Source organism: Streptomyces niveus (assembly GCF_001723055.1).
Lineage (GTDB): Bacteria > Actinomycetota > Actinomycetes > Streptomycetales > Streptomycetaceae > Streptomyces > Streptomyces niveus.
This window is the reverse complement of record NZ_MDCR01000554.1, coordinates 1-505: the sequence shown is the minus strand read 5'-3', so window position 1 is coordinate 505 and position 505 is coordinate 1. Positions and strand designations below refer to the sequence as shown.

Below are 505 nucleotides of genomic sequence, written 5' to 3'. Positions count from 1 at the left end.
TTCCCATCGTCGCCCCCGACCCCGCCGCCCACCCCGCCACCGTCCTCGCCCACGTCCGGTACGTCTGCGACACCGTGCTCCGCTCCGACGACGTCCACACCTTGATCGCCTTCGACACCGACTACGACCACACCGGCGCCCGCACCTTCGCCTGCCTGCTCTACAGCATCGACCGCCGCGAAAGTGCCCTGTACTGGTGGCGCTTCGCCGCCGGCGCCGGAGACCCCATCGCCGCACACCTGCTCGCCGCCTACCACGCCGCCCTCGGCTCCCTGCCCGACGCCCGGGTATGGCGCGCCTTCGCCCGCAACCTCGGATACACCGAGCGCCACCTGCCGTACCCCGTCCGCGGAAGCACACATCTCGCCCAGGGCTTCGCCCACCGGGCCCCGTGGGACACCGAACTGCGCGAGTTCATGACGTTCGACCAGCTGCCCGAGGCCCTGGTCCAGCACTGAACCTCCGGTAACGGCCGGGCGGCCCCGCCGCCCGGCCGTTACCGGAG

General features: G+C 72.3%; 1 protein-coding gene. It reads left to right on the top strand.

The annotated features are described in order from the left end of the window. On the top strand, positions 1-458 hold a 458-nt coding region (locus tag BHU15_RS40730), incomplete at its 5' end, for a hypothetical protein (protein WP_069631144.1). Positions 459-505: the final 47 nt, after the last annotated feature.